Origin of the sequence: Streptomyces lateritius, from assembly GCF_014649715.1 — a bacterium.
Classification (GTDB): Bacteria; Actinomycetota; Actinomycetes; order Streptomycetales; family Streptomycetaceae; genus Streptomyces; species Streptomyces lateritius.
This window is the reverse complement of the sequence record NZ_BMTO01000005.1, coordinates 214,234-239,308: the sequence shown is the minus strand read 5'-3', so window position 1 is coordinate 239,308 and position 25,075 is coordinate 214,234. Positions and strand designations below refer to the sequence as shown.

At 73.0% G+C, this 25,075-nt stretch carries 19 protein-coding genes; 8 read left to right on the top strand and 11 right to left on the bottom strand.

The window, feature by feature from the left end; translation table 11 throughout:
• Window positions 1–125: 125 nt before the first annotated feature.
• On the bottom strand, window positions 126–1,664 hold the full coding sequence (locus IE136_RS12145; protein ID WP_189600317.1) for a phytoene desaturase family protein: 1,539 nt from the start codon (window positions 1,662–1,664) through the stop codon (window positions 126–128).
• Window positions 1,665–1,796: 132 nt separating this feature from the next.
• On the opposite strand from IE136_RS12145, the gene IE136_RS12140 reads away from it, so the two are divergent.
• On the top strand, window positions 1,797–2,252 hold the full coding sequence (locus IE136_RS12140) for a hypothetical protein (RefSeq protein ID WP_189600316.1): 456 nt from the start codon (window positions 1,797–1,799) through the stop codon (window positions 2,250–2,252).
• A 1-nt stretch (window position 2,253) separates the two neighbouring features.
• Here IE136_RS12140 and IE136_RS12135 read toward each other — a convergent pair whose 3' ends face one another.
• From IE136_RS12135 to IE136_RS12110, 6 genes are all read right to left on the bottom strand, one after another.
• The gene (locus tag IE136_RS12135; RefSeq protein WP_158984323.1) at window positions 2,254–4,572 is read right to left on the bottom strand and encodes a serine/threonine-protein kinase; all 2,319 of its coding nucleotides are present in this window, start codon (window positions 4,570–4,572) and stop codon (window positions 2,254–2,256) included.
• Window positions 4,573–4,848: 276 nt separating this feature from the next.
• Window positions 4,849–5,301: a hypothetical protein gene (locus IE136_RS36400; RefSeq protein WP_158984325.1), complete on the bottom strand. Its 453-nt coding sequence runs from the start codon at window positions 5,299–5,301 to the stop codon at window positions 4,849–4,851.
• A 67-nt stretch (window positions 5,302–5,368) separates the two neighbouring features.
• Window positions 5,369–6,643 (bottom strand): phage baseplate protein, encoded by a 1,275-nt coding sequence (locus IE136_RS12125; RefSeq protein WP_189600315.1) that lies wholly within the window; start codon window positions 6,641–6,643, stop codon window positions 5,369–5,371.
• Window positions 6,644–6,931: 288 nt separating this feature from the next.
• A complete protein-coding gene (locus tag IE136_RS12120) occupies window positions 6,932–7,945 on the bottom strand; it encodes a GNAT family N-acetyltransferase (protein WP_158984329.1) in 1,014 nt (337 codons plus the stop codon).
• A 259-nt stretch (window positions 7,946–8,204) separates the two neighbouring features.
• The gene (locus IE136_RS12115) at window positions 8,205–9,395 is read right to left on the bottom strand and encodes an acyl-CoA dehydrogenase family protein (protein ID WP_189600314.1); all 1,191 of its coding nucleotides are present in this window, start codon (window positions 9,393–9,395) and stop codon (window positions 8,205–8,207) included.
• 859 nt (window positions 9,396–10,254) lie between these two features.
• The gene (locus tag IE136_RS12110; protein WP_158984396.1) at window positions 10,255–10,455 is read right to left on the bottom strand and encodes a hypothetical protein; all 201 of its coding nucleotides are present in this window, start codon (window positions 10,453–10,455) and stop codon (window positions 10,255–10,257) included.
• A 240-nt stretch (window positions 10,456–10,695) separates the two neighbouring features.
• On the opposite strand from IE136_RS12110, the gene IE136_RS12105 reads away from it, so the two are divergent.
• Window positions 10,696–12,870, top strand: a complete 2,175-nt coding sequence (locus tag IE136_RS12105) for a SpoIIE family protein phosphatase (RefSeq protein ID WP_229818794.1) — start codon at window positions 10,696–10,698, stop codon at window positions 12,868–12,870.
• On the top strand, window positions 12,848–13,867 hold the full coding sequence (locus IE136_RS12100; RefSeq protein ID WP_189600313.1) for a PHP domain-containing protein: 1,020 nt from the start codon (window positions 12,848–12,850) through the stop codon (window positions 13,865–13,867). The genes IE136_RS12105 and IE136_RS12100 overlap by 23 nt, the downstream gene beginning before the upstream one ends.
• A gap of 28 nt (window positions 13,868–13,895) precedes the next feature.
• On the opposite strand, the gene IE136_RS12095 is transcribed toward IE136_RS12100, so the two are convergent.
• Window positions 13,896–15,287, bottom strand: a complete 1,392-nt coding sequence (locus IE136_RS12095; RefSeq protein ID WP_158984400.1) for an NADP-dependent succinic semialdehyde dehydrogenase — start codon at window positions 15,285–15,287, stop codon at window positions 13,896–13,898.
• A 121-nt stretch (window positions 15,288–15,408) separates the two neighbouring features.
• Entirely contained in the window at window positions 15,409–16,104 is a 696-nt protein-coding gene (locus tag IE136_RS12090; protein WP_229818793.1) for a ThuA domain-containing protein, read from the bottom strand.
• Window positions 16,105–16,388: 284 nt separating this feature from the next.
• Between IE136_RS12090 and IE136_RS12085 the strand changes: the two genes are divergently transcribed.
• Window positions 16,389–16,946 (top strand): class II aldolase/adducin family protein, encoded by a 558-nt coding sequence (locus tag IE136_RS12085; protein WP_158984404.1) that lies wholly within the window; start codon window positions 16,389–16,391, stop codon window positions 16,944–16,946.
• On the opposite strand, the gene IE136_RS12080 is transcribed toward IE136_RS12085, so the two are convergent.
• On the bottom strand, window positions 16,915–17,604 hold the full coding sequence (locus IE136_RS12080; protein WP_269783533.1) for a TetR/AcrR family transcriptional regulator: 690 nt from the start codon (window positions 17,602–17,604) through the stop codon (window positions 16,915–16,917). The two genes, IE136_RS12085 and IE136_RS12080, sit on opposite strands and share 32 nt — an antisense overlap.
• A gap of 120 nt (window positions 17,605–17,724) precedes the next feature.
• Between IE136_RS12080 and IE136_RS12075 the strand changes: the two genes are divergently transcribed.
• The 3 genes from IE136_RS12075 to IE136_RS12065 all read left to right on the top strand — a co-directional run bounded on the left by IE136_RS12075 (window position 17,725) and on the right by IE136_RS12065 (window position 22,139).
• Window positions 17,725–20,283 (top strand): ABC transporter ATP-binding protein/permease, encoded by a 2,559-nt coding sequence (locus IE136_RS12075; protein ID WP_158984406.1) that lies wholly within the window; start codon window positions 17,725–17,727, stop codon window positions 20,281–20,283.
• A gap of 66 nt (window positions 20,284–20,349) precedes the next feature.
• Window positions 20,350–21,150 carry an SH3 domain-containing protein gene (locus IE136_RS35540; RefSeq protein WP_229818792.1) on the top strand — a complete coding sequence of 267 codons (801 nt, stop codon included), beginning with the start codon at window positions 20,350–20,352 and terminating at the stop codon, window positions 21,148–21,150.
• Complete coding sequence (locus tag IE136_RS12065) at window positions 21,150–22,139, top strand: serine/threonine-protein kinase (protein ID WP_158984410.1); 990 nt, start codon at window positions 21,150–21,152, stop codon at window positions 22,137–22,139. The genes IE136_RS35540 and IE136_RS12065 overlap by 1 nt, the downstream gene beginning before the upstream one ends.
• Before the next feature lie 103 nt (window positions 22,140–22,242).
• On the opposite strand, the gene IE136_RS12060 is transcribed toward IE136_RS12065, so the two are convergent.
• Complete coding sequence (locus tag IE136_RS12060; RefSeq protein ID WP_229818818.1) at window positions 22,243–23,487, bottom strand: streptophobe family protein; 1,245 nt, start codon at window positions 23,485–23,487, stop codon at window positions 22,243–22,245.
• Between the two features lie 159 nt (window positions 23,488–23,646).
• Here IE136_RS12060 and IE136_RS35535 point away from each other — a divergent pair, with 159 nt between their 5' ends.
• Entirely contained in the window at window positions 23,647–25,014 is a 1,368-nt protein-coding gene (locus IE136_RS35535; protein WP_229818791.1) for a DUF6777 domain-containing protein, read from the top strand.
• Window positions 25,015–25,075 lie beyond the last annotated feature (61 nt).

Below are 25,075 nucleotides of genomic sequence, written 5' to 3'. Positions count from 1 at the left end.
CCGGCGTGGTGTGCGCCCAAGATCCCTGAAAGGAATCTTCCGTATGTCGGGCTCGCGGTCCATCGAGGTTTTCTTAAGCGCGGTCGCAGGTCAGCTTCACGCCCGAGGCGGGAGCGTCCCCGATGTCAACGTCCGAGCGCCGCCATCGCCGCGTTGTGGCCGGGGATGCCACTCACTCCGCCGCCCCGGACGGCGCCGGCGCCGCACAGCAGGACGTTGGGGTGGGGGGTCTCGACGCCCCATCGGCCGGTGCCGTCTTCCCCGTAGGGGAAGGAGAGGTCGCGGTGGAAGATGTGGCCGCCGGGCAGGCCCAGTTCACGTTCGAGGTCGAGCGGGGTCTTGGCCTCGATGCAGGGCCGGCCTTCGGCGTCGAGGGCGAGGCAGTCGGTGAGCGGCTCGTCGAGGACGGCGTCGAGTGCGGCGAAGGTCGCTTGGAGGAGTTCGCGGCGCGCGGTGTCGTTGTCGGCGGCGAACAGGCGGGCGGGGGTGTGGAGTCCGAAGAGGGTGAGGGTCTGGTGGCCGCGCTCGGCGAGTTCGGGGCCGAGGATGCTGGGGTCCGTCAGGGAGTGGCAGTAGATCTCGGAGGGTGGTGTGCTCGGCAACCGTCCGGCGGCGGCCTCGGCGTACGCGGCGGCGAGCTGTTCGTACCCCTCGGCGATGTGGAAGGTCCCGGCGAAGGCCTCGCGGGGGTCGACCGAGCGGTCGCGGAGGCGGGGCAACCGGGTGAGCAGCATGTTGACCTTGAGCTGTGCGCCTTCGGCGGGCGGCGGTGGCGTCTCGCCGAGGAGAGTGGCCAGGGCCTGCGGGGAGGCGTTGACGAGGACATGGGTGGCGGCGACGGAGTTCTCGCCGTCGGCGGTGCGGAAGGTGATCTCGGCGCGGGTGCCGTCGGTCTCGATCCGGGTGGCCTCGTGACCGGTGCGGATCTCGGCACCTGCGGCGCGGGCCGCGTCCGCGAGAGCGTCGGTGAGAGCGCCCATGCCGCCGACGGGGACGTCCCAGTCGCCCGTTCCGCCGCCGATGACGTGGTAGAGGAAGCAACGGTTCTGGAGCAGGGTGGGGTGATGCGCGTCGGCGAAGGTGCCGATGAGGGCGTCGGTGAGGACGACGCCGCGGACGAGGTCGTCGGCGAAGGTCTCCTCGACGGCGACGCCGAGGGGCTCCTCGAAGAGCATCCGCCAGGCGGTCTCGTCGTCGACGCGGGCGCGCAGTGCGTCTCGGGTGGGCAGCGGCTCGGTGAGGGTGGGGAAGACCCGCGCGGCAACCCGGGCCGTACGGCCGTAGAACGCCTGCCAGGCCTCGTACTCGCGGTCGGAGCCGGTGAGCGCGGCGAAGGAGGCGCGGGTGCGGTCGGGGCCGCCGCCGACGAGCAGCCCCCCGTCGCCCTTCGGCGTGTACGAGGAGACGGACCTTTTCCGCACGGCGAACCGGAGCCCCAGCTCGCGCACGATCTTCCCCGGCAGCAGCGAGACCAGGTACGAGTACCGGGAGAGCCGGGCGTCGACCCCCTCGAAGGGCCGGGTGGAGACGGCGGCGCCCCCGGTGGACCCGAGGCGTTCCAGGACGAGGACGGTACGCCCGGCGCGGGCCAGGTAGGCGGCGGCGACCAGTCCGTTGTGGCCACCGCCGACGATGACGGCGTCGTACGAGCGCTGTGCGGTCATGTCTCTTGCTAACACGCGAAGAATCGCCACCGGAACCCCTGACCCACCGAAGGAGCCGATGGGCGGGGCCGTGCGGGGTCGCCGTCACCGTCGGGCGAGACTGCTCTCTCGGGACGGAACCGGGGAGGGCATGTGGCGCGCACACGGGAGACGGTCGACTTCCGGAGGGGACAGGCGCAGGACGTCCTCCCGCTCGCCGTGGGAGGGGTCGCGGGACTGGGCCTGCTTTACCTGGCGCTCTGGTGGGACTCGGAGCCCATGACGGCCGAGACCTTGCGCTGGTGCGCCCAGTCCGGCGCCGCCGGCGTGGCCGCTCTGCTCGTCATCCCCCGGCCGCTGGGCGCCCGGCTGACGGCCGATCACCTCGTGGTCGTCACGGCCACCGGCTCGAGACGCCGTGTGCCATGGGCGGACATCACGCGGATCGAGGTGCGGAGCGGCGTCTTCGGCACTCGGCAGGTGAGCGTCGGCCTGGTCACGGGTGAGTGCCTGACACTCCTGGCTCCGACGTCGTTCCTCGACCGTCGCTTCGACGCACGGCTGCGGGAGCTCGGCGCCTGGTGGGAGACCCACCGGCACGGCGACTGACCTAAGGAGCGGCCCGCTGTCCGCCGTTGCCCTGGCGCGGGGACGGCGTCCCTCGGTGGAGTTCGGCCGCTTCCGTGGGGCGGCCGAGTTGTTCCAGGCAGTGGGCCTCGTCCTCGCGGGCGGTCAGGGTGTCGGGGTGATCGGGTCCGAGGGTGCGTGCGCGGGCTTCGGCGACCTCGTGGTAGGCCGTCAGGGCCTCGTCCCAGCGGGCCAGCCAGCCCAGGCCGACGGCGACCTCGCGGCGGCTGATCAGGGTGTCGGGGTGGTCGGGCCCGAGGACCCGTTCGCGGACCGCGCACACCGCACGGGCTTCCGCCACGGCCTCCTCCCAGCGGGAGAGGCGGCCGAGGTTGACGCCTACGCCGTGGCGGGCCCGCAGCGTCTCAGGGTGGTCGGGTCCGTGGACCCGGCCGCGGGCCTCGGTCAGCTCGCGGTAGAGGGCCAGGGCCTCGGCGCCGAGGCCGAGCCGGCCCAGGCAGATGCCGACCTCGTAGCGGGTGGCGAGGGTGTCGGGGTGGTCGGCGCCGAGCACCGCGGCACGGGTCGCGGCGACTTCGCGGTAGCCGTCGAGCGCCTCCTTCCAGCGCCCCAACCGGCCGAGGGTATACGCCACTTCGTACCGCGTCACCAGGGTGTCGGGGTGGTCCGCGCCGAGCAGCCGGCCGCGCGCCTCCGCCACTTCGCGCGCCATCCGGTACGACTCCTCGAGGCGTCCCAGCCTGCCCAGGTTGAAGGCCAGGTTGTGGCGGCAGCGCAGGGTGTCGGGGTGGTCCTGGCCCATGGTGCGCTCACGTGAGACGAGCACCTCCGCGTACACGTCGTGCGCCTCGAAGTGCCGGCCGAGGCGGCCGAGGAGGTACGCCGTCTCCTGGCGGGCGGCCAACGTGTCGGGGTGGTCCGCGCCGAGCATGCGCTCCCGTGCCTCGGTGACCCGGTGGAACTCACGGAGCGCGTCGGTCGGTCGGTCGAGCCGGCCGAGCGCGAAGCCCCATTCGTACCGGCTGGTGAGGGTGTCGGGGTGGTCGGGTCCAAGGACCCGCTCCCGGTCCGCGACGACGGAGCGGTGCACGGCCTCGGCCTCGTCCCAGCGGCCGAGCCGGCCCAGGCCGAGCCCCGCCCTGTGCCGGGCGGCGAGCACGGCGGGCAGCTCGGGCGGGAGTCCGGGCGTGGGTTCGGCCGTCGGCCCGGTGGTGGGCGCGGTCGTCGGTTCGGGCGGCAGTCCGGCCGTCGGGCTGGGCGCCGCTGTGGGCTCCGGGGCGCGCACCACTCCCGAGCCGGTCGTCCACTCCCCCGTCAGCCCGGCGGCCGGGTCGTACCCCCGCGCGGCGAGTGCGAGGGAACCCGCGGTGGCCTTGTGGCCGGTCGTCATCCCGCGGGCCCAGGACGGGAGCCGGGGCGCGGGTGCGGAGACCTCCGGCTCGCGAAGCAGAGGCGTGAACACCGGAACCGGCACGGAGACGGAGACCGGCGCGGAGCGGGCCGAGACGATCCGGCGGCGCAGGTCGGTCGCGTCGGTGGGCCGCCCCTCCGGTGTCTTGGCGAGCAGGTCGAGGACGATCCGGTCCAGGTAGTCGGGCAGTTCGGCCCGGCGGGTGCGGAGCGGTTCGGGCGGCGTGTCGCGGTGGCCGACGAGGACGGCCCAGGCGTCGTCGAGGTCGAAGGGCGGGGCGCCGGTGGCGATCTCGTACAGCACGCAGCCCAGGGAGTACAGGTCGCTGCGATGGTCGATCTCTCCCCCGCTGATCTGCTCCGGCGACATGTAGTGCGGGGTGCCCATGGCGATGCCGGTGCCGGTGAGGCGCGAGGTGAAGCCGATGTCGGCGCCGAGACGCGCTATCCCGAAGTCGCAGATCTTCACCGCGCCGTCGCCGAGCCGCATGATGTTGGCGGGCTTGAGGTCGCGGTGCACGATCCCCTGGCGGTGGGTGTACGCGAGTGCGTCGGCGACCTGTTCGGCGATGTCCACGACGTCCTGCACCGGCAGCGGGTGCTGCTTGTTCTCGTCGAGGAGCTGGCTGAGGTTGTGGCCCTCCAGGAGTTCCATGACGAGGAAGAGCACGCCGTCGGACTCGCCGAAGTCGTGGACGACGGTCACCCCGCGGTGCTGGAGCGAGGCGGCGACGCGCGCCTCGCGCCGGAACCGCTCGCGCAGCACCTTCATGAAGTTCGGGTCCTGCTGCGGTCCGAGCGGCTTGAGGCACTTGACCGCGACGCGGCGCCCGAGCGACTCGTCGGTGGCCCGCCACACCTCGCCCATGCCGCCGCGCCCGATTACGTCATGCAGCCGGTACCGGCCCTGGACCAGCCTGGTTTCCGCCATCGCGTGCTGTCGCCCCCGTCGATTCGCTGCGCCCTCCCCGGCCCGTCCAGTATGGCCGCCTGGCTGCGGAGTTTGTACGGGGCGGGGGCGCACGGCGGGGCGCGGACGGGCCATCGTTTTCACGCTGTGACCTGGCGGCGGTCTCGGCGGCTTCGGTGGCGTTGCCGGCCGAAGAGCCCGGGGCGGGCTTCCTGCCTCAGGGCGTCAGGGCGTCAGGCGTGCCGGACGCCCTGACGCCCCATGCCTGACGTCGGGTGCCTGCCCCGGACCGGGGTCTCAGCGCCAGACCGTCTGTACCGCGTCGAACTGGACCCAGGTGATCGGGTTGCCGGTGTTGGCGCCGTAGATGCTCACCGAGCCGGCGGTGTTGACCTCGAAGCGGCAGGCGTTGATGCCCTGGCTGTTGTTGCGCGGCGCGGTGGCGCGGGTGTACCAGGTGGGCCGCAGGGTGGCGGGCATCGTGGCGATCTTGGCGTCGGCGGTGAGGTTGCAGGTGATCGCGCCCCGCGCCTGGAGGAAGGTGGTGCCGGCGATCGTGACGATGCGGACCTGCGGAGTGGCGCCGACCTGGGCGGTTATGCCGGGCTCGAGGATGAGATCGGCCCACTCGCCGGCCTCGACGCCACCGGTGGCGGCGGCGGCCGGGGTGGCGGTCATCAGGCTGCCGGCGGTGAGGGCGGCGGGCAGGGCGAGAGCGGCACCGAGGATGCTGCGGCGGTTCTGGGACATGGTCGATCGTCTCCTTGACGAGCCGTGGGAAAAGAAGGAAGGGAATGCCTGAGGGGCGGCGGAGGTGTCAGCGCCAGACGGCGCTGAAGGTGTCCAGCTGAGCCCAGGTGATGACGTTGGTGGTGCGGCCGCCGTAGAGCCGGAGCTGCCGGTCCGAGTCCACCTCGACGCGCGCCACGGAGTAGCCGGCGTTGTTGTTCCGGGGCACGCTCGCGCGGGCGACCATGCTCGGCGTGAGCGCGTCGGGCAGCGTGCCGATGACGGCGTCCGCGTCGAAGGTGCCCTTGACGCCGCCGCTGAGCTGAAGCGTCGTCGTGCCCGCGATGCTGATGAGCCGTCCCTTGGGGGCGTTCTGGTCGGCTACGGCCCCGGCGGCGAGGCTGATGGGCTGCCAGTCGGTGAGGACCTTCACGCGGTCGATCTCCGGCGCGCCGGAGAGGGACAGGATGGTGCAGGTGCGGGGGCCGGGGTCCTCACAGGCGAAGCCGAAGTGGAGGTGTGGGACGCCACCGCGTACGGAGACGGCCATGCCCTCGGGCTCGCGGTACTCCAGGCCGGGAGCGGCAAGGACGTGCTGCTGGTCCAGGACGGCGCCGGTGGTCCAGTCGACGGCGGTCAGGTAGGTGTTGCCCGGGAACGGGTTGGCCGGGTTGTCCGCGGCGATGGCCTGTCCGGCGAGCATGTACAGGACGCCGCCGAGGGAGGCGTACCCCTGGAAGACGCCGTTCGGGTCCGGCTGGGCGATGCGCGCGATCGGCTCCCACACGCCGGCCGCGGCCTTGGCCAGGTCGTACGACTCGTACTTCATGCCGCTGAGGTTGAAGCGGACGACGAGTCGGTTGGTGGTGGGGTCGATGGTGCAGGTGACACCGGTGGCGCCGACGGCGGGCGTGTACGGCTTCGCGTGCAGCGGGGAGCCGTGATCGAGGACCGTGTTGGTGCGGAACTCGAAGTGGGTGACGGCCGTTCCGTAGCCCTCGTTCTTGCTGTTGGGCTTGGACGCGGTCTCGGTCCACAGGTAGGAGACGCCGGCCCGGTTCTCTACGGCCATGGAGACGCCGTGGCCGAAGCCGCGCAGGTACATGAAGCCGGTGATCGCCCCGGTCGGGGAGAGGCGGGTGACGCACAGGTCGCCGTGGGCCACCCGGTCGGCTCCGCTGACCGGTCCGGACTCGCCACTGAGGGTCAGGCCGCCCTGTACGACCTGGAGTACGAAGATCTCACCGGTGACCGGGTCGATGCCGAACGACTGCATCACCGTGGAGTTCTTCAGCGGGCGCCGGTGGAGCAGCTTGCCCACCGGCCCCGCGAGGTCTATCTGTCCTTCAACGCTGACGCTCAACGCCGCGGCTCCTTGTCGTTCTTCTTGCTCGTACTTCGAGGTCGGACCGGCGACAGTGTGCCAAAGGATTCCGGTGGTCGTGACCACGAGGGTGCCCTGACAGCCCGCCGGACTCCAGGTCGTGTCCGGGACGTAGCGCCGTCTGCCCGCAGGGCAGGGCGGCGTCTGGTGCGTTGGGATCGCAAGGCGGAGGGTCGCCCTCGTACCGGGCGTACGTGGGTGATCCCGGCGACGCGGCGAGCGTGCGTGCCAGGCGTCGCGGGCCAGGCGGGACGTTAAGGACACGGCCTAAGGGGTGTCGGGTTCGTCGGTCCAGGTGAGGGACTCGACGAGCCAGGCGCCGGTGGCCGGGCGGAGTTGGAGGGCCACGCGGCTCCATCCCGTGAACGGGACGCCGTCACGGACGCCGCGCCTGAAGATGAGCGAGCCGCGCAGGGCCCGACCCGCGGCGATCATGGTCGTCCAGGACACCTCGAACACGTCCCCGTCGGCCGGTTCGCCGCCCCTGGGCGGCGACCGGCGGGACGCCAGGAACTCCTCGGCGCCCCTGCGCTCGACGCGGCCGTCCGCGTCGACCCGCTCGATGACGGCGCCGGGGGCGAGGACGGAGCGGGCCGCGTCCGGGTTCACCGGCTCTCCGCCGGCGCGGGTGAACGCGGAGAAGAACGTGGCGGCCGCCGCGTCGACGGCGCGCTCGTCGGCCGAACGCGGCGGGGTCCTGCGCCACTCGCTGGCGAGGACGGCGAACATCGAGTCGTTGCACCAGTCGTTCTTCAGGTACGAGTTCCGCCGCATGACGGCCTCGTGGCGCATCCCGATGCGCCGCATGAGGGCCGCGGAAGCGATGTTCCGCACGTCGCACACGCCGTACACCCGGTGCCAGCCGAAGCTGTCGAAGGCGATGTCGAGCGCGGCGGTGACCGCCTCGGTGGCGATGCCGGTGGCCCACACGTCCGGGTGGAAGGCGAAACCGACCTCGCCGGTGGCCGGTTCCCGGTCGTCCCGCCGGAGGAACACCTCACCGACGACGCGGCCCACCTCGGTCTCGACGGCGAGGCCCAGCCAGTCCCCCGGCGTGGCGAGCGACTCCCCGGCGATCAGGCGCCGCAGCGTCTGCGCGGTCACCTCCCGGGTGTGCGGCTCGTGCGGCAGGTAGAGGGCGACCTCGGGCAGCGAGCGGTGCGCGTAGACGGCCTCGAGGTCGTCTGCGCGTACGGGTCGCAGGCGCAGCCGCTTCGTCCGTACCGGGTACTCCGGGTGCACGGGGGCGGTGTCCATCGGGACTTCCGGCGGGTTCACCATCGGTTCTCCGTTCGCTCAGGTGTCGGCCCAGTCTCCCCCGCCCCTCCTGGGCCGCCCCGCCGGGGTGGCCGCCGCCCGCGTCGCCCCGTCGGAGGCCGGCGGCTAGATCGTGTCCGGAAAGCAGCGCCGTTCCCAGCACGCGTGTCACCAACGTCCCCGGACAACACACCTAGGGGGATTCGGAGCCATGGCGACCGACGACAACGCGGCGAGCGTGCGTGCAGGGCGCCGCGCACCAGGCGAGACTCTCCGGACACGGCTAGCGCCGAACGCGGGGCATTCCCAGGCCGATCCAGGAGATGATCTCGCGCTGGATCTCGTTGTTGCCTCCGCCGAAGGTGAAGATGACGGCGGAGCGGTAGCCGCGTTCGAGTTCGCCGTGGAGGACCGCGCCGGCGGAGCCTTCCTTCAGGGCGCCGGCCGAGCCGACGACCTCCATGAGCCAGGCGTACGCGTCGCGGCGCGCCTCGGAGCCGTAGACCTTGACGGCGGAGGCGTCCTGGGGGGTGAGCGTGCCGTTCTGGACGGCGTTGACCATCTGCCAGTTGAGGAGCTTCATCGCGTCGAGGCGGGTGTGGGTACGGGCCAGGCTGCGGCGTACCCAGCCGAGGTCGATCACCCGGCGGCCGTCGTCGAGCTTGGTGTCGGCGGCCCAGCGCTGGACGTCGTGGAGGGCGCGGATCGCCATCGTGCCGTGGGCGGCGAGGGTCACCCGCTCGTGGTTGAGCTGATTGGTGATCAGCCGCCAGCCCTTGTTCTCCTCGCCGACGCGATGGGAGGCGGGGACGCGGACGTTGTCGTAGTAGCTGGCGGTGGTGTCGTGCGAGGCGAGGGTGTTGATGAGGGTGCAGGAGTAGCCGGGGTCGCTGGTCGGCACGAGCAGCATGGTGATGCCTTTGTGCGGCGGGGCGCCCGGGTCGGTGCGGACGGCGAGCCAGACCCAGTCGGCGGTGTCGCCGTTGGTGGTCCAGATCTTCTGCCCGTTGACCGTGTAGCGGCCGCTGGTCACGTCGCCCTCCCGGACGGCGCTCGTCCTGAGGGCGGCGAGGTCGGTGCCCGCGTCGGGCTCGCTGTAGCCGATGGCGAAGTCGATCTCCCCGGCGAGGATCTTCGGCAGGAAGAACGCCTTCTGCTCGTCGGTGCCGAACCGCATGATCGTCGGGCCGACGGTGTTGAGGGCCATCAAGGGCAGCGGGACGCCGGCCTGGGCGGCCTCGTCGAAGAAGATGAACTGCTCCATCGGGCTCAGTCCGCGTCCGCCGTACTCGGTGGGCCATCCGACGCCGAGCCAGCCGTCGTCGCCCAGCCGGCGCACGGTCTCCCGGTAGAACCGCTTCTGGGCGGCGGGGTCGGCGTAACGGGCGTGGACATCGCCCGGGACGAGCGCGGCGAAGTACGCGCGCAGCTCCGCGCGCAGGCGGTGCTGGTCGGGCGTGTACTCGAGGTGCATGGGGCCTCCCGTGGCGGCGTCCTGGATACCGTGCGCGCGACGGCGGCCACGGTAGAACGTGTTCCATAAATGCGGAAGGCCCCTGGCATTCCAGGGGGCGGGCGCCACAGGATGCCGACGTCGGGCCGGGTGCGCAGGGAGCCGGAAGGGGCCGGAGGGGAGCCGCCCGCCGTGACCACCTCGATCGAGGACCGCCCGCACTTCGCGCCCTCGCGCCCTCGCGCCCTCGCGCCCTCGCGCTCTCGTGCCGGAGCAAGCGGCCGTGGCGGCGCTGGAGGCCTGGGACGTCGGCGAGCAGGAGGCGGCGGTCACGGCCTCGTCGACGCCTTCTCGCGTGAGGAAACCCCCGTCATCGAGCGGGCCCGCGGCGGTCTGGCCGTGCTCGCGGAAGCCTGGGGGTGGGCGGTGCGCTCCCGGCGCATCCATGCCTGCCGCCCGGCAGACGAGGACGACACTCCGTCGGAGCTCGCCGCTCCGGTGCGGGCCGAGGCGCTCCGCGGCCGGCTGGTCCCGAAGATCGGGCCGGGACACGTCCTGTACGGGCGGGAGCCGGTGGTCCGGACCCCGTGCTGCGCCGTGCGACGAGCTACTCGTTCGCGTCAGGCCCGCGGGGGCTGGGGCGTGTCGCCGTACACCTCGCACTACGCGATACGCGATCGTCCATGCGACCTGCGCTGAGGGCGCGGAACCGGCCCCGTCCCCGATGACCACCGTCTTCACCACGCTCTGCGCAGCGCTCGATCATCGCGAAGCCTGTCGGTAGCCGCGCGGTCGCCCTCGCGAGGGAGCGACGGCACGGCCCTTCGGCCCGGCCCGGCACGGGCCGGGCCGGGGACCGGCCGTCCGCTGTACCGGGCGGTCAGGGCAGAAGCTCGTCCAGGGAGGCGCGCCCCTTCTCCGCCATACGGCGCTCCGCCCACGCGAGGTTCTTCGGATTCACGTCACGTCCGGAGGCGAGGACCAGGTCCTCCGCCGTGTACTCGCCCTCCGACCCGGCGTGCAAGAGGCGATCGGGCGTCGGGCTCTCCCCCGGAGATGTCATATCGGACTCAGCGTTCATGCCGCCTCCTACTAGTTCGTCCGGCACTGGCCATTCTCCTGGCCTCCCCCCACTCCCGCATTCCGGACCGGACCCGGCCACCCGCCCGGGCTTCCGCCGTCCCGGCACCGGTTGCCCACGAGACCCGGGGGCGCGAGCCGGACGAGGCTCTCCCCTTCCTCCGATACCGGGCGGGGAAATCTCCGGCGCGCCGTGTCGCCGCCATGGCGTCGGCGGGGCCCGGGTTCGACAATAGGGGGGATGACCGATGACGACCGGCGCATGCGCAGTGGCGAGATCGGGCCCAACGAGCGGCTCGCCATGAATCGGACCGGCAGCTTCGACTGGGACCTCGACACGGGCACCATCGACGTCGACGAGGCGGGGCTGCTGGTGTTCGGGCTGGACCCGGAGGGCTTCGACAGCCGGCCGGCCTCGCTCGTCGGCGGCCTTGAGCCGGAGGAGCGAGCCAGGCTCGAGGCGGTGATCCGCCGCGCGATCACCAGCGGTGAGACGTCCTACACCGCGCACTTCAGGACCGAGGGGGACGAGGGCGCACCCCAGTGGACCCATGTCCAGGCGCGGATTCTGCGGACGGCGGACGGGCGGGCCCACCGGATCGTGGGGATCGTCCGGGACACCACCGCCGAGGTCACCCACTCCGCCTTCGTACTGGAGCTGGAGAAGCGCCGCGAGGTGCAGACGAGCATCGTCGAGCGGACCACGCACGCGCTGTCGCGAGCGGTGACGGTCGACGACGTGACGGCGGCCCTCACCGGCCCGGGCGGCCTCGCCCGGCTCGGCGCCGACGGCCTCGCGCTCGGGCTGGTCGAGAACGGCTCCCTCAACGTCATCGCGCTCAGCGGGGAGTCCCTGGACGCCCTGAACGACTTCCGCAGCCGCCGTCTGGACAGGGGACTCCCGCTGGCCGAAGCCGTGCTGAGCGGACGGCCACGGTTCGTGTCCTCCTTCCAGTCCCTGGGGCGGGAGTTTCCCGAACTCGCCCCCTATCTGGGCCGGCTGCAGTTCAAGGCGGCCTGCTACCTGCCGCTGGTCGCGCAGGCCCGTTCGCTCGGTGGCATGGCGCTGTTCTACCGGGGCCGTACCTCCTTCAGCGCCGACGAGCGCAATCTCGCCCTCGGCCTCGCCGCGATCGTCGCCCAGTCACTCCAGCGCGCCCTCCTCTTCGACGAGGAACGGGAGCTGGCCACCGGTCTCCAGGAGACGATGCTGCCCCGCCGCATCCCGGCGATCACCGGCGGAGAGATCGCGGTCCGCTACCACGCGGCGTGGAGCGGACGGCAGGTCGGCGGCGACTGGTACGACGTGATCTCGCTCCCCCGCAGCCGGGTCGGGATCGTGGTCGGCGACGTCCAGGGCCACGACACCCACGCGGCCGCCATCATGGGCCAGTTGAGGATCGCCTTGCGGGCGTACGCGGGTGAGGGCCACGCCCCCTCGACCGTGCTGGCGCGCGCCTCGCGCTTCCTCGCCGAACTCGACACCAACCGCTTCGCCACCTGCACCTACGCCCAGGTGGACCTGGGCACCGGGACGGTGCGGGCGGTGCGCGCCGGGCATCTCGGACCGCTCATCCGGCACACGGACGGCCGCGTCGGGCAACCCAAGCTGAGGGGCGGGCTGCCGCTCGGTCTCGCGACCGTGTTCGGGGACGAGGAGTTCCCGGAGACCCGGCTCGACCTCGTACCGGGCGAGACGCTGGTGCTCTACACGGACGGACTGGTCGAGCAGCCGGGTTCGGACATCGAGTCCGGCATGGCGGAGCTGTCGGCCGCGATGAGCAGCGGCCCGCCACAGGCCGAGGCCCTCGCCGACCACCTCTCCGAGCGGCTGTGGGAGCGGTGGGGGGCGGGCGACGACGTGGCGCTCCTCGTCCTGCGGCGCAGCCCGGACCCGGGCACGCCGCGGGCGCCCCGCATCCATCAGTACGTCCACCAGGCGGATCCGCAGGGGCTCTCGGACGCGCGGGCGGCGGTCGGACAGGCGCTGCGGGACTGGGACATGGCCGAACTGGCGGACGACGCCGAGCTGTTGACCGGCGAGTTGCTGGTGAACGTGTTGCTGCACACCGAGGGCGGAGCGGTGCTCACGCTGGAGGTGCTGCCCGAGCCGGTGCGGCGCGTACGGCTCTCGGTACAGGACCGTTCGAGTGCGTGGCCCCGCCGGCGTACGCCGGGCGAGGCGGCGACCTCGGGGCGCGGGCTGATGCTGCTCGACGCGCTGGCGTCGCGGTGGGGGGTGGAGCCGCGCGGCGAGGGCAAAGCGGTGTGGTGCGAGATCGGCCCGGTCGAGAGGGCTGGAACGGTCGAGAGAGCCGGGACGGCCGAGGAGGCGGGAACGGCGGTCACCGGAGTCACGGCGGGGGCGGCCCGGGCGGACGGAGGAGCGCGCGGTGGATCCCGTAGCGGCGCTTGACCGGATAGCCTTCCTGCTGGAGCGCGCGCAGGCCCCCTCGTACCGGGTGCGGGCGTTCCGTACCGCCGCGGCGGCCGTCGCGGCCATGGCGGAGGGCGAGGCGGCGAGCCGCGCCGCGGCCGGAACGCTGGAGTCGGTCAAGGGCATCGGTCCGAAGACGGCGGCGGTGGTCAAGGAGGCGCTGGCCGGGCAGGTCCCGGCCTATCTGGCGCGGCTCGAGGAGGAGATCGACGTGCCGCCGGTCGCGGGCGGCGAGACCTTGCGCGCGGCGCTGCGCGGCGACTGCCATCTGCACTCCGACTGGTCCGACGGCGGCAGCACCATCGAGGAGATGGGCCGTACGGCGGCGAGGATCGGTCACGAGTGGGTTGTACTGACCGACCACTCGCCACGCCTGACGGTGGCACGCGGCCTGTCGCCGGAGCGGCTGCGCGAGCAACTGGACGTGGTGGCACGGCTGAACGAGGAGTGGGCGCCGTTCCGGCTGCTGACCGGCATCGAGTGCGACATCCTGGAGGACGGCTCGCTGGACCAGGAGCCGGAGCTGCTCGACCGGTTGGACGTGGTGGTCGGCTCGGTGCACTCGAAGCTGCGGATGGACGCGCCGGCCATGACGCGCCGGATGGTGAAGGCGGTGCGCAATCCGCTGATGGACATCCTCGGCCACTGCACGGGGCGCCTGGTGAGCGGGGGGCGGTCGCGGCCGGAGTCGGTGTTCGACGCGGAGCGGGTCTTCGCCGCGTGCGCCGAGTCCGGGACGGCGCTGGAGATCAACAGCCGTCCGGAGCGGCTGGATCCGCCGCGCCGGCTGCTGCGGCAGGCGGTGGCGGCGGGGGTCTGGTTCGCGGTGGACACGGACGCCCACGCGCCGGGGCAGCTGGAGTGGCAGATCTTCGGGTGCGCGCGGGCGGAGGAGTGCGGGGTGCCGACCGAGCGGGTGGTCAACACGTGGCCGGCGGAGGAAGTGCTGGCGTGGGCGCGGGGTGAGGGAAGGTAAGGGCGAATCACCACGCGGGGGTGACGCGTCAGGTGCGCTGCCAGAGGGTGGTGGCGTTGCAGAACTCGCGGATGCCGTGGCCGGAGAGTTCGCGCCCGTAGCCGGAGCGCTTCACTCCACCGAAGGGGAGCGCCGGGTGGGAGGCGGTCATGCCGTTGACGAAGACCCCGCCGGCCTCCAGGTCCCGTACGAAGAGGTCGACGTCGGCGCGGTCGCGGGTCCAGACGTTGGAACTCAGGCCGAACGGGGAGTCGTTGGCGACGGCGACGGCCTCCTCGACGTCGCTCACCGGATAGAGGGTGGCGACCGGGCCGAACGTCTCCTCCCGGTGGATGCGCATCCCGGGGGTGATGCCGGTGAGCACGGTGGGCAGGTAGTACCAGCCGTGCGGCCGGTCCTCGGGACGGCCTCCGCCGCACAGGACGGTGGCGCCCTCGCGTACGGCGTCGTCGACGAGTTCTTCGAGGTCGCTGCGGCCCTGCTCGGTGGCGAGGGGGCCGACGTCGGTCGACTCGTCGAGGGGGTCTCCCACGGTCAGAGCGTTCATGGCGGCGGTGAAGCGTTCGGCGAAGTCGTCGTAGACGTCGGTGTGGACGATGAACCGCTTGGCGGCGATGCAGGACTGGCCGTTGTTCTGTACGCGCGCGGTGACGGCGGTCTTGACGGCCCGGGGGAGGTCGGCGGAGGGCATGACGATGTACGGGTCGCTGCCGCCGAGCTCCAGGACGGTCTTCTTGACCTCGTCGCCGGCGACGGCGGCGACGGAGCGGCCGGCCGGCTCGCTGCCGGTCAGGGTGGCGGCGGCGATCCGGCGGTCGCGCAGGACGGCTTCGACGGCGCCGGAGCCGATGAGGAGTGTCTGGAAGCAGCCTTCGGGGAACCCGGCGCGACGGAAGAGGTCGCCGAGGTAGAGGGCGGTCCTGGGGACGTTGGAGGCGTGCTTGAGGAGGCCGGTGTTGCCGGCCATGAGGGCGGGCGCGGCGAACCGGACGACCTGCCAGAGGGGGAAGTTCCAGGGCATGACGGCGAGGATGGGGCCGAGGGGGCGGTAGAGGACACGGGCGGCGTCGGCGCCGGAGTCACGCACGTCGGCCTGCGCGGGGTACTCGTCGGCGAGGAGCCCCTCGGCGTGGTCGGCGTACCAGCGCATGGCCTTGGCGCACTTGGCGGCCTCGGCGCGGGCGGCCGTGATCGGCTTGCCCATCTCGACGGTCATCGTGCGCGCGATGTCCTCGGCGTCCTCGTCGAGGAGATCGGCGGCACGGCGCATGAGGCGGGCGCGCTCGGCGAAGGACGTGGTGCGGTACCTCCGGAAGGTCTCGTGCGCGGCGGCGACGCGCCGCTCGACCTCCTCCTCCCCGTGGGCGTCGTACGTCCGCAGTGTCTCGCCGGTCGCGGGATTCACGGTGGCGATGGCCATGTCTCTCCTCCTGCCGTCCCCCACGGGAACCCTCCCGCGCCCGGGGCGGCGGCGCAATCGGGGACGGTACGAGGGGGTGACGGGGCCTCGGCCGGCCGGGGCGGCGACGCCCCCGGGCCCGTCAGCGAGGGAGGCGGGGGCCGGGGGACGGCGGGACCTCGTCCGATGCCCAGAGCAGTGCGCCCGACAGGTGGGCGCGGAACGTCTTGTTCTCGTAGGCCTCCGCCGCGTGGCCGAGCGCCGTGAAGAAGACCCGGCCCCGGCCCAGCTCGCGGCTCCACACCAAGGGGTGGTCGGCGCCCAGGGTGCCGCCCCGGTAGGTCGACTCGTCCGCGCGCGCCAGCACCCGTACACCCGTCCCCCGCGGGTTCGACGTGAAGTTGTACCACTCGTCCGTCCAGGACCAGCGTTCCGGCAGCGGCGCCGTCGACGGGTGGTCGTGCGCCTCCACGCACACCACGCCCGGCTGGATCTCCGGGTGGCCGTCGAAGCGGGTGCCGAGCAGGTCGCCGTAGAAGGGCCAGTCCGGTTCCGCGTTGGCCGCCGCGTGGATCGCGAGGAACCCTCCGCCGCCGAGGACGTACGTCGCGAAGGCCGTACGGCCCTCAGGCGTCAGGACCGTTCCCGTCGTCGACAGGAACACGACCGCCGCGTACCCGGCCAGCCGCTCGCTCGTGAAGGCGCCGGGGTCCTCGGTCGTCTCGGCGGCGAAACCGGCCGCCCCGGCCAGTTCGGTGAGGGCGGCCGCGCCGGCCGGGATCGAGTCGTGCCGGTACCCGGCGGTGCGGGTGTAGATCAGGACGTTCCTCTGTGGCACGGGCGGGCCCCTCGGTCCGGGTAAGCGCTTTCCATCCGGACCGTAGCCACCTCGCTCCGCGCGCCGCAAGGCCGCTCGATCCATTGCCCCAACGGATACGCCGCTATATCTTTCGGCGCACCCCACGCCGCAGGCCTCACCCCCTCAGGCCGCGGCCCTCACCCGGCTGCCCTCACCCGGTACGCCCCACCCCGCAGGCCTCGCCCCCTCAGGCCGCGGCCCTCATCCGGCATCCCTCACCGCGCACGCCCCACGCCACATGACCGCGCCCTCCGAGGAGCCCCATGAGCACCCTCCCGCCCGCACTCGCCGCAGCCGTCGGGCCCGTGCCCGAAGGCGTCACCCTCCCCCTGCCTCCCACCTTCGACTCGGTCGAGGAGGAGCGGCGGTACCGCAAGGGGCAACTCGCCGCCGGTTTCCGGATCTTCGGGCGGTTCGGGTTCTCCGAGGGCGTCGCCGAGCACATCACCGTCCGCGACCCGGACGCGTGCGCCTTCTTCGAGGACCACGGGATCTACGACGACTACCGTGGCGTGGTCAACGAGCTGGACGAGGGCGACCGGGTCGCGAAGGCGCTCGGCGACCATAAGGCGGTCATCCTCCAGAACCACGGGCTGCTCACCGTCGGGCACTCGGTCGCCGAGGCCGTCTGGTGGTTCGTCACCATGGAGCGCTCGTGCCAGGCGCAGCTGTTGGCGATGGCCGCCGGTACGCCGCGGCTCATCGACCGCGAGACGGCGCTGATCACGCGGGACCAGGTCGGTACGCAGCTGGCCGGCTGGTTCCAGGCCCGCCCGCTGTGGGCTCAGATCACGGCGTCGGACCCGGATCTGTTCGACTGACCGCCCCCTCGGCCGTGTCCGCTCCGTCCGCCCGGTCCGCTTCCCCCGGGGCGGTCTCCCGCGTCGACGCCTCCAGCAGCGGTGCGAGGAAGTCCCGTTCCAGGCTGCCCGGCGGAAGCTCCTCCGGTTCGACGTAGCTCTGCGCGAGGCCGCCCTCGCGCAAGGCGATCAGGAGCCTCGCGAACCTGTCGGCGTCCACCGTCAGTTCACGTCCCGCCCGGCGCAGTACGCTCGTCAGCCCCCGCGCGATCTCGGCCCGCAGCCGGGCGTCGTGCCGGGCGAGCACCCACGCCGCCTGGGGGTCGCGGATGGCGTGCAGCGTGAACTCGGTGGTGACCAGGTACCAGTCCCGTTCGTCCGGCTCGACGCGGGAGGCGAGCGCGGCGATCCGTTCCAGGGTGTGCTCCTCGGCGGCGAGCCCGTCGATCGCCTCCGCCAGCCGGCGCACGGTCCGCTCGCTGTGCTCGTCGAAGAGGGCGAGGAAGAGTTCTTCCTTGCTGGCGAAGTTCGAGTAGTAGGCACCGCGCGTGTAGCCGGCGCGCTCGCAGATCTGCTCGATCGAGGTCGCGTGGAAACCGTGCTCCGCGAAGGTCGCCAGGGCGGCCCGCAGCAGGGCCGCCCGGGTCCGTGGCCGGCGCTTGGTGACACCTTTCGGCACGGGTGGGCCCTCCTCACGTTCGACGTCCACGATCGAGGCGCCCACGATACCGGCGGGGTCCGCACGAGCCGGGGGCTGCCCCAGGGGCACGGATCAGCCCCGGCGGATAAAATTTCACGCATGGGAGAACGGCCGGTCGCGCCCGCCGCTCCCGAGCTCGTCCTCGAGATCGACGGGGACACGACCCTGATGAGTCCGAGCCGGGTCTACCGCATCGGGCGCGACCCCACCAGCGACATCGTGCTCGCGGACGCCCGTGCGTCCTGGCACCACGCGGTTCTGCGCGCAGTGGGCGACCACTGGACGCTCGAGGACGAGGGGAGTACGAACGGCACCTTCGCGGACAGCCGGCGTATCGCCCTGCGCGAAGTCGGTCCCGGCACGGTCATACGGTTCGGCCATCCCGGGGACGGCCCGCGCGCGGTCCTGTCGCAGGGCCCCGCGCCCGTGTCCGACCCGATGTCCGAACCCGTGTCCGAGCCGGTGGCACCGCCCCCGTCCGCGCGCGATCGCGGACCTCTGCGGGAGCCCTCGCCTTCGCGTGAGCCCTCCCCCCCGCCGCCCGTTCCACCACCCCCCGTACCGGCCCCCGAGCCCCCCGCTCCCGCGCCGCCGCGGACCCCGCCCCGGCCCTCCTCCGTCGCACATCCCGCCGCCACGGGAACCTTCCGGCAGCCCACCTCCGTCCGGCCGCTGCCCACCCGGACCGTGCGTATCGGCCGGGCCCCCGACAACGACCTGGTCGTCGACGATCTGGTGGTCTCCCGGCGCCACGCCGAACTGCTCGCCCACCCCGACGGCACCTACTGGATCCAGGACCTCGGCAGCCACAACGGCACGTACCTCAACGGCCGTCCCGTGGCGCACGCGCGCGTGACGCCGGACGACATCGTCGGCATCGGGCACTCCGCGTTCTGCCTCATCGGAACCCAGCTCGTCGAATTCACCGACACCGGCGAGGTCTCCCTCGACGTGCAGGACCTCGCCGTCACCGTGAGCCGAAGCGGCCGTGAAGGGGGCGGCTCGCGAGGCGGACACGGCCGCGAACGCAAGACCCTCCTGGAGGACGTCTCGTTCCCCGTCGGTCAGAAGTCGCTGCTCGCCGTGGTCGGGCCGTCCGGCTCGGGGAAGTCGACCCTTCTGGGCGCGCTCACCGGTCAGCGCCCCGCCGACCGCGGCACGGTGCTGTACGACGGCCGGGACCTCTACCAGGACTACGCGGAGCTGCGCCAGCGCATCGGCCTCGTCCCCCAGGACGACATCCTGCACCTTCAGCTGTCCGTCCGACGGGCCCTCGGCTACGCCGCCGAGCTGCGCTTCCCCGACGACACCGCGGCCGCCGAACGCCGGGCCAGGGTCGACGAGGTCATCGACGAACTCGGTCTCGCCGAGCGCGCGGAGCAGCCCATCCACAGTCTCTCCGGCGGCCAGCGCAAGCGCGTCAGCGTGGCCCTGGAGCTCCTCACCAAGCCGTCGCTGCTCTTTCTCGACGAGCCGACCTCCGGACTCGACCCCGGCATGGACCGCTCGGTGATGCACATGCTGCGCGGCCTCGCCGACGACGGCCGCACCGTCATCGTCGTCACGCACAGCGTGCTGAGCCTCGACGTCTGTGACCGGCTGCTCGTCCTCGCGCCCGGCGGACGGGTCGCGTACTTCGGACCGCCGGACGAGACGCTGGAGTTCTTCGGCTTCGACCAGTGGCCGGAGGCGTTCGAGGCCTTCGAGAACGACCGGGGCCGTGACTGGGCGGGGCAATACCGCGCCTCGCGCTTCCACCGCCGGTACATCGCCGAGGCGATGAACCGGCCGCCCGCCTCCACGGCGTCGGGGACGGTTCCGGAGCCCGGCCCTCCCCCCAAGGCGCAGAGCTGGGGAGCCCAGCTCCGTACGCTCGTACGCCGGTACGCCGCGGCCCTCGCCACCGACCGGACCTTCCTCGCCATCATGGTCGCCCTGCCGTTCGTGATGGGTGCGATGGCCCGGGCGCTGTCGGAGGGCAGCCTGGGGCCCGAGTCCACGATGAACGTGCTGCTCATCCTCTGTGTCGGCGGAGTCCTGACCGGGGCGGCGAACGCGGTGCGCGAGCTGGTCAAGGAGCGCACGATCTACCGGCGGGAGAGAGCCGTCGGCCTCTCCCGTTCCGCGTATCTGATGTCCAAGGTCGTCGTCCTCGGCCTGATCACGGTCGTCCAGGCCGTGGTCCTGACCCTGGTCGCGCTGATCGGTGTGCCGCTGAACGTGCCGGACGGCAAGGGCGTGCTCCTGCCGCCCCTGGTGGAACTCACGCTCGCGGTCGCCCTTCTCTCCTTCACCGCGATGTTGCTCGGTCTGTTCGTCTCCGCCTTGGTGCGCAAGGAGGAGGTGACGATGCCGCTGCTCGTCCTCCTCGCGATCGTCCAGGTGGTCTTCTGCGGCGCGCTGCTGACGGTCCACGGCTCGCCGGTGGTGGAGCAGCTGGCGTGGCTGGTGCCGTCCCGGTGGGCGTTCGCCGCGATGGGGGCGACCATCGACATCGGCAAGATCGCGCCGAGCGAGAAGACGGACGACCCGCTCCTGCACCACACCCTGGAGGCCTGGCTGTTCGACATGGGGATGCTGATGGTGCTCTGTCTCGTCCTGGGCTTCGCCGTCGCGCGGCTGCTGCGCCGCCACGAGCCGGTGATCATGCGCAAGTAGGCGGGAGCCATCCGGCGGAGAAGGCGGAACCAGGGCGGAAGTCGTACGAGGGAAGGCAGGCGGTCGATGGGCATCCCGGTCACTCCGTCCGTACCGCCGTACGTTCCGGACTTCCGGCCGACGCACGTCGTGCCGCGTGACGGCCTGCCCGCCTGGGAGGCGCCCGACCCCGGGCTGCCCACCGTGCCGCTCGACGCGTTCCTGCCGGTGCAGCTCGTGGAGAGGGTCGGCGACTGGGGGCAGATCGTCTGCTCCAACGGCTGGTCCGCCTGGGTCGACGCCCGCCTCCTCGTCTCCGTACCCGTGGACCCTCCCGATGCTCGCCAGCCGCTCGCCAGGACCGCCGATCCGCGGCCGTTGCTCGCGCGCGTCGAGGAGTCGCTCGGCCGCTACCGGCGCGCCGCGGAGGAACTGGCGGCGGGGCGGACGGACGGGGACACGTTCCGCAGGCGCACGCGGGGGCTGCGGGTGGGGATGGTGGTCGACGGCGAGTCGCTGTGGCTGTACGACGCCGAACACGAGCGCTGGGCGTACTGCGACGGGATCGGGCTCAGTACGTACGCCACCTCGGCCGGGCCCTCGGCGGGCACCGAGCTACCGGTCGGCGCGGTGGCCGGGCACGAACCGACCCAGGTGGTGGCGCGGGTGGAGGGACGGATCGAGGGGCCCGTCGCGGCCGGCGAGGGGCGGGCCGAGGCGGAGGGCGAGGAGCCGGCCGGTCCGCCGCCGACGCAAGTGGTGGACGGCCCGCCGCCGACGCAAGTGGTGGACGGCCCGCCGCCGACGCAAGTGGCGGAGGGCGAGAAGCCGGCCGGTCCGCCGCCGACGCAAGTGGTGGACCGGGCCCAGCTGCCGGGTGAGGACTGATGGCCGGCGCGACCCGCGACACGGATCTGCCCGCCGGCCGGGAGTCGGGGCTGGTGGGCAAGCAGATCGCCGGCTATGTCGTGCAGGGCGAGATCGGGCGCGGCGGGATGGCGGTCGTGTACCGGGCGCGGGACGTACGGCTGGACCGGACGGTGGCCCTGAAGCTGCTCGCGCCCGAATTGGCCCGCAACGACACCTTCCGCAAACGGTTCGCGCACGAGTCGCGGGTGGCGGCCGCGATCGACCATCCGCACATCGTCCCGGTCTTCGAGGCGGGCGAGACCGAAGGGGTGCTGTACATCGCGATGCGGTACGTCCCCGGTCAGGACCTGCGGGCGCTCCTCGACCGGGAGGGAGCGCTGGCGCCGGTGAAGGCGGGGCGGATCGCCGTCCAGGTGGCCTCGGCCCTGGACGCGGCGCACGCGCACGACCTGGTCCACCGGGATGTGAAACCGGGCAACATCCTGGTGGCGGAGGGCACGGACCGCGACCATCCGGAGCATGTCTACCTCACGGACTTCGGGCTGACGAAGAAGTCGTTGTCCCTGACCGGTCTGACGACGGTGGGGCAGTTCGTGGGCACGCTCGACTACGTGGCACCGGAGCAGATCTCGGGGAGGCCGGTGGACGGCCGGTGCGACGTGTACAGCCTGGCGTGCGTGGTCTTCGAGACGCTCACCGGAGTGCCGCCGTTCCGGCGCGACGATGACATGGCGCTGCTCTGGGCGCACCAGTACGATCCGCCGCCGCCGGTCTCGTCGGAGCGGCCCGGACTGCCGGAGGCGGCCGACGGCGTGCTCGCGAAGGCCCTGGCGAAGGCGCCGGAGGAGCGGTACGGGACGTGTCTGGAGTTCGTCGCCGCGCTGCGGGCGGCCCTGGAGCGGGGCGGTCCGGGGCCGGTACGAGGGGAGGGCGCGGAGGGACCCGAGCCGCCGGCCGCGCCGCCGAAGCCGCCGAAGTGGGCGGTTCCGGTGTTCCGGGAGCCGTAGGACTTCCTGGTGCCGTAGGACTGGGTAACGGCCTCGGGGCTCAGGGCCGAGGGCCGAGGGTCGAGGGCCGAGGGTCGAGGGCCGAGGGCCGAGGGTCGAGGGCTCAGCGACGCGGGGGGAACGGGCCGGCCTCGTCCCCCTTGGCGGGGCGGGTCTCGACCTCGCCGTGGCGGTGGACGCGGGAGGCCAGCAGCCCGCCGATGAGTCCGGCGACGAGGCCCCAGAGCAGGGCGAGGCCGGCCGTCTTCCAGACGTGGGGGCGCAGCAGGACCTCGCCGCCGAGGGATTCGAGTTCACCGATGCCGAGGATGGACAGCCCCGCGCGCGCCTCGACCAGCGTGAGCGGGGCGACGACCAGGACGGTCAGGGCGAAGGCGATGCCCACGTGCAGGGCGTGCTGCCAGGGCCGGATCCGGGCCGGCGAACGGACGGCCGCCACGAAGGCCGCGACGAGGACCAGGACGGCTGCCACGGGCAGCAGCCACCAGGCCCGGGCGTCGTGGGAGGCGAGGGAGGACAGGTCCACGGTGGACAGGCCGGAGGTGCCGGGGCCGCGTAGCACGGAGTCGAGGATCTGCGGCATGGGCAGCCCGAACGGCCCCTCGGCCGTGCCCTCCCAGGAGCCGCCGATACCGACGCCGAGGGCGAGCCAGCTGACGTTGGGCAGGCCCAGCAGGACGACGGCGAGGGTTTCGGCCGCGTGCCCCTTGGTGGCCGCCACGACCACTGCGACGACCAGCCCGATCAGGACGTACGTGAGCAGCAGGAGCAGCATCGCGAAGGCGGCCGGGCGCACCGGTTCCTGGTAGCGGACGAGCCGGGGCGGCAGCGGGGTGCCGCGGGAGACGAGGAGGGCGATGACGAGGACCCCGAGAATCCACAGGAGGCCGTAGAAGAGGGTGGGTCCGACGTCGGTGCGGAAGCCGACGGTGGGGTTCACCGCGTCCAGCAGCTCGCCGAAGAGGTCGGAGAGCGCGTCCTGCTCCTGGCCGCCGCCGATGGAGATGCGGAAGTCGTACCGGGCGAGGGCGGAGATCCCGGCGAGCGCGGCCAGCCAGAGGACGACGGTCCACGCGAGCCGGGCGACCAGCTCCTCGGTGCGGGCGACGGCGTGGTGGCGCATCGGGCGCAGGAAGCAGAAGCCGGTGACCAGTGCACCCACCAGGGTGACGGTGAGCGGCATGGCGGTGAGCTCGGCGTTCGTGCCTGCGAGGGCTCCCGCGTCGCCGGCGAGGTCGACCTGCCCGCCGGCGGCCATGACGACGACCGCGGCGACGACGTTCGGGAAGCCGCCCGGCAGGTCGGCCGCGCCGGCGGCCCAGAGACCGAGTGCGGCGGTGACGGCCATTGCCAGGAAGCCTGCGACGACGGCGGCGAGGGCTTCGCCCCCGTGGCGGACGAGGTGACTGGTCACCCGGCCCACGCTAATACCGGCAGGTGCTGTCCGCTTGCGGACGAGACCGGTTCGGGGCACACAATGGGCGCGGAACGGAAGAAAGGGAAAAACGTGACTTCCCACCCGCCGTCCGGCCGTCCTTCGGTACCCCCCGCGGGTCCGCCTTCGGGCCCCCTGTCGGGCCCCGGCGCCCGCCCCGGGCCGTCGGCCGGTCCGCCGCCACCCCCGGGGCCGCCCTACGGCGGCTCGGGGGGCGGTTCGGGCGGTTCCGGTGGCGGTCGTGGTGGCGGTCCCGGCGGGGGCGGCGCGGGCCGCCGAGGCAGGGGCGGTGGCGGCGACCCCTGGTGGCGTTCGGTCCCCCGGATCGCGTCGATCACCGCCGTCCTGGTCGCGGCGATCGCCCTGATCGTGGTCCTCACCCGTCCGGACGGGAACGGCGGCGGAAGCGGCTCCGCAGGCGGCGAGGTGTTCTTGCAGAGCGCCTCCGCCACGGGGCCCGACCCGTTCACCAAGTCGACGGCGCGGGCCCCCGACACCTCGCAGTCCCCCGCCCCGCTCCCCAGCCCCACCGGGTCCGTGGACCCCAACGCCACGCGCAGCGTCTCCGGTTCCGCGGCCGGTCTGTACGGCGGGACGCGGAAGACGGCGAGCTGCGACGTCGAGCAGCAGGTGCGCTTCCTGGCCGACGAGCCCGCGAAGAACGCGGCCTTCGCCTCGGTCCTCGGGCTGCGGGCCGAGGAAGTCCCCGCGTACCTCCGCGGCCTGACCCCGCTCCAGCTCCGCGTCGACACCCGCGTGACGAACCACGGCTTCAAGAGCGGCTCGCCGACCTCGTACCAGGCTGTGCTCCAGGCGGGCACGGCCGTGCTCGTCGACGATCACGGGGTGCCGCGGGTGCGCTGCGCCTGCGGGAACCCGCTGACGCCCCCGGTGGCCCAGAAGTCGCCCAAGACGACCGGCACGCCCTGGCCGGGCTTCCAGCCCTCCCAGGTCGTCGTCGTGGCCCCCTCAGTGACCACCGTGAACGTCTTCGTCGTCTACGACCCCGAGGACAACGGCTGGTTCGCGCGCGAGGCGGGGGACACGGGGACGAAGGACAAGGAGACGCCCCCGCCGACGGCCTCCCCCTCGCCGACCGTGTCGGACTCGGTGACGGATTCACCGTCGCCGTCCCCGGACTCCCCGTCGCCGCCGCCCCCGCCGTCCTCGCCTGCCACGGAGACGTCCGAACCGCGGAGCCCGGAGAGGCCGCCGTCGGACCCCGCGACGGGCGGGACGGAGACGGGCCCGACGACACCCGACGGGACGACGCCCGACGTGACGACGCCCGACGGCACGACGCCCGACGGCACGACCAACGGAACGACACCCGAGGGCCCGACCGGCAGAACGCCGCCGGACGGCACGACCGACGGGCCGACGACCAACGGGACCAACGGGACGACGCCCGAGGGCCCGACGGACCAGCCGGGCCAGTAGGCCGCCGGGTCTCCGCCCGCCCCCGGCCCACCACCCACCGCCCGTAAATGAGATGTCCGGG

What these genes read in the sequence shown, in the direction of transcription:
- IE136_RS12145 (WP_189600317.1), bottom strand. Translation starts at nt 1,664, where the DNA reads ATGACCGCACAGCGCTCGTACGACGCCGTCATCGTCGGCGGTGGCCAC.
- IE136_RS12135 (WP_158984323.1), bottom strand. Translation starts at nt 4,572, where the DNA reads ATGGCGGAAACCAGGCTGGTCCAGGGCCGGTACCGGCTGCATGACGTA.
- IE136_RS36400 (WP_158984325.1), bottom strand. Translation starts at nt 5,301, where the DNA reads ATGTCCCAGAACCGCCGCAGCATCCTCGGTGCCGCTCTCGCCCTGCCC.
- IE136_RS12120 (WP_158984329.1), bottom strand. Translation starts at nt 7,945, where the DNA reads ATGGTGAACCCGCCGGAAGTCCCGATGGACACCGCCCCCGTGCACCCG.
- IE136_RS12115 (WP_189600314.1), bottom strand. Translation starts at nt 9,395, where the DNA reads ATGCACCTCGAGTACACGCCCGACCAGCACCGCCTGCGCGCGGAGCTG.
- IE136_RS12110 (WP_158984396.1), bottom strand. Translation starts at nt 10,455, where the DNA reads ATGAACGCTGAGTCCGATATGACATCTCCGGGGGAGAGCCCGACGCCC.
- IE136_RS12105 (WP_229818794.1), top strand. Translation starts at nt 10,696, where the DNA reads ATGACCGATGACGACCGGCGCATGCGCAGTGGCGAGATCGGGCCCAAC.
- IE136_RS12095 (WP_158984400.1), bottom strand. Translation starts at nt 15,287, where the DNA reads ATGGCCATCGCCACCGTGAATCCCGCGACCGGCGAGACACTGCGGACG.
- IE136_RS12085 (WP_158984404.1), top strand. Translation starts at nt 16,389, where the DNA reads ATGAGCACCCTCCCGCCCGCACTCGCCGCAGCCGTCGGGCCCGTGCCC.
- IE136_RS12075 (WP_158984406.1), top strand. Translation starts at nt 17,725, where the DNA reads ATGGGAGAACGGCCGGTCGCGCCCGCCGCTCCCGAGCTCGTCCTCGAG.
- IE136_RS35540 (WP_229818792.1), top strand. Translation starts at nt 20,350, where the DNA reads ATGGGCATCCCGGTCACTCCGTCCGTACCGCCGTACGTTCCGGACTTC.
- IE136_RS12065 (WP_158984410.1), top strand. Translation starts at nt 21,150, where the DNA reads ATGGCCGGCGCGACCCGCGACACGGATCTGCCCGCCGGCCGGGAGTCG.
- IE136_RS12060 (WP_229818818.1), bottom strand. Translation starts at nt 23,487, where the DNA reads ATGGCCGTCACCGCCGCACTCGGTCTCTGGGCCGCCGGCGCGGCCGAC.